Origin of the sequence: Tabrizicola aquatica (genome assembly GCF_002900975.1) — a bacterium.
Taxonomy (GTDB): domain Bacteria; phylum Pseudomonadota; class Alphaproteobacteria; order Rhodobacterales; family Rhodobacteraceae; genus Tabrizicola; species Tabrizicola aquatica.
The window spans coordinates 2501-5722 of record NZ_PJON01000009.1 but is presented as its reverse complement, the minus strand read 5'-3'; the positions used below and the strand labels follow the sequence as shown (position 1 = coordinate 5722).

The 3222-nt window shown below is 54.4% G+C and carries 1 tRNA gene and 2 rRNA genes (1 of these 3 running past the window's edge); all 3 read right to left on the bottom strand.

Annotated elements, in window-relative coordinates:
• Positions 1-2: 2 nt before the first annotated feature.
• Positions 3-79, bottom strand: a tRNA-Met gene (locus tag CXR42_RS19220).
• Positions 80-146: 67 nt separating this feature from the next.
• Positions 147-261: ribosomal RNA gene (rrf, locus tag CXR42_RS19215) — 5S ribosomal RNA — on the bottom strand.
• A gap of 131 nt (positions 262-392) precedes the next feature.
• Positions 393-3222, bottom strand: a 23S ribosomal RNA gene (locus tag CXR42_RS19210) (it continues 4 nt past the right edge of the window).

Genomic DNA, 3222 nt, shown 5'->3' with positions numbered 1-3222 from the left:
TTTGGTTGCGGGGGCAGGATTTGAACCTGCGGCCTTCAGGTTATGAGCCTGACGAGCTACCGGGCTGCTCCACCCCGCGCCAGGGTATGTCCGGGGTTATCCGGAGGGGTAATTGTATCGTTTTTGAGGGAGTTGTCTCTTTTCAGGTCTGGCGGTGACCTACTCTCCCACGTCTTGAGACGCAGTACCATTGGCGTGGGCACACTTATCGGCCGAGTTCGGGATGGGATCGGGAGTTTTATGCCTGCTATGACCACCAGACCGGAGAAGAGACCGGGGATTGCGCTGTGCGCCTTCCCCAAACATCAGTGATTGTTCCAGGTTTTCGTCACGTGTTTTCTACGTGCTTTTGACGATCTCGGGGCAAGGTATTTGCCTTGCTGTTTCCGGATCAGATCAAGCCAATCGGGCAATTAGTACCAGTCAGCTGAATGCATTGCTGCACTTACACCTCTGGCCTATCGACGTGGTGGTCTTCCACGGCCCTCAAGGGAGACCTTGTTTTGAAGGGGGCTTCCCGCTTAGATGCCTTCAGCGGTTATCCTGTCCGAACATAGCTACCCAGCACTACCGTTGGCACGATAACTGGTCCACCAGTGGTTCGTTCAACCCGGTCCTCTCGTACTAGGGTCAACTCTTCTCAAGTCTCCTGCACCCACGGCAGATAGGGACCGAACTGTCTCACGACGTTCTAAACCCAGCTCACGTACCTCTTTAAATGGCGAACAGCCATACCCTTGGGACCTGCTCCAGCCCCAGGATGAGATGAGCCGACATCGAGGTGCCAAACGATGCCGTCGATATGGACTCTTGGGCATCATCAGCCTGTTATCCCCAGAGTACCTTTTATCCGTTGAGCGATGGCCCTCCCACTTGGGACCACCGGATCACTATGACCGACTTTCGTCTCTGCTCGACTTGTCAGTCTTGCAGTCAGGCTGGCTTCTGCCATTGCACTCAACGACCGATTTCCGACCGGTCTGAGCCAACCATCGCGCGCCTCCGTTACAATTTGGGAGGCGACCGCCCCAGTCAAACTCCCCACCATGCAGGGTCCCGGACCCGGATAACGGGCCGCGGTTAGATATCAAGATGGCGAAGGGTGGTATCTCAAGGGAGGCTCCACGAGAACTGGCGTCCCCGCTTCGATGCCTACCACCTATCCTGCACATCACAATCCTGATACCAGTGCAAAGCTGGAGTAAAGGTTCATGGGGTCTTTCCGTCTAACCGCGGGTAGTGTGCATCTTGACACACAGTTCAATTTCGCTGAGTCCACGTTAGAGACAGCGGGGAGATCGTTACGCCATTCGTGCAGGTCGGAACTTACCCGACAAGGAATTTCGCTACCTTAGGACCGTTATAGTTACGGCCGCCGTTTACTGGGACTTCAATTCAGAGCTTGCACCCCTCCTCTTAATCTTCCAGCACCGGGCAGGCGTCAGACTGTATACGTCGCCTTACGGCTTCGCACAGCCCTGTGTTTTAAGTAAACAGTCGCCACCCCCTAGTTTGTGCCCCCCACACACACTTGCGTGCATATGGGGCTCCCTTCTCGCGAACTTACGGGAGCATTTTGCCGAGTTCCTTTAACGTGGTTCTCTCAAGCGCCTTGGTATACTCTACCAGTCCACCTGTGTCGGTTTAGGGTACGGTCTGACGTGGGGCTATTTCCAGGAACCTCTAAGCAGCCCACCCAATCCGATAAGGGCAAACTACCGTCGAGATCCGTCACATCCCACTGGCCCAGGAATATTAACCTGGTTCCCATCGACTACGCCTTTCGGCCTCGCCTTAGGGGCCGGCTTACCCTGCTCAGATTAGCTTTAAGCAGGAACCCTTGGACTTTCGGCGAGAGGGTCTCTCACCCTCTTTGTCGCTACTCATGTCAACATTCTCGCTTCTGATCTCTCCACCGGATGCCTTACAGCCCGGCTTCACAGAAAGCTCTCCATGTCCGTCTTCGCATTGCTGCGAGTAAGACATGATGAGCTATATCACAGAACGCTCCGCTACCACGCACATCGCTGTGCATCCTGAGCTTCGGCTCGTGGCTTGAGCCCCGTTACATCTTCGCCGCAGGACAGCTTATCTAGACCAGTGAGCTGTTACGCTATCTTTAAATGATGGCTGCTTCTAAGCCAACATCCTGGTTGTTTTGGCCGTCCCACATGCTTTCCCACTTAGCCACGAATTAGGGGCCTTAGCTGCAGGTCAGGGTTGTTTCCCTCTTCACAATGGACGTTAGCACCCACTGTGTGTCTCCCGGATAGTACTCCACGGTATTCGGAGTTTGCTTAGACTCAGTAAGGCTGTGGGCCCCCATCATCCATGCAGTGCTCTACCCCCGTGGGTATTCGTCCGAGGCGCTACCTAAATAGCTTTCGCGGAGAACCAGCTATCTCCAGGTTTGATTAGCCTTTCACCCCTAGCCACAAGTCATCCAGACCCTTTTCAACGGGTGTTGGTTCGGACCTCCAGTTGGTGTTACCCAACCTTCATCCTGCTCATGGCTAGATCACCTGGTTTCGGGTCTGATCCCACGAACTCATGCGCCCTTTTAAGACTCGCTTTCGCTGCGCCTACACCTATCGGCTTAAGCTTGCTCGTAAGACCAAGTCGTTGACCCATTATACAAAAGGTACGCCGTCAGGGCTCAAGGCCCCTCCGACTGCTTGTAGGCGTCCGGTTTCAGGTACTGTTTCACTCCCCTCGTCGGGGTGCTTTTCACCTTTCCCTCACGGTACTGGTTCGCTATCGGTCAGCAAGGAGTACTTAGCCTTCGGGGGTGGTCCCCCGATCTTCAGACAGGATTTCACGTGTCCCGCCCTACTTGATACGTCCCTTGGAACTTCGCATACGGGGCTGTCACCCATATCGCTGGCCTTTCCAGACCATTCTGCTCGTTCTTCCAGGCTCGGCTGGTCCGCGTTCGCTCGCCACTACTAACGGAGTCTCTATTGATTTCCTTTCCTCCGGGTACTTAGATGTTTCAGTTCCCCGGGTTTGCTCTTAAACCCCTATGTATTCAGGGTAAAAGTACCTGTCTCACCCCATTATAAACTGCCGCAAGGCAATTATAATAGAATGTCAGGTGGGTTTCCCCATTCGGAGATCCATGGATCAAAGCCTATTCCCGGCTCCCCATGGCTTAACGCAGGGTATCACGTCCTTCATCGCCTCTTGCTGCCTAGGCATCCACCAAACGCCCTTTTCGCGCTT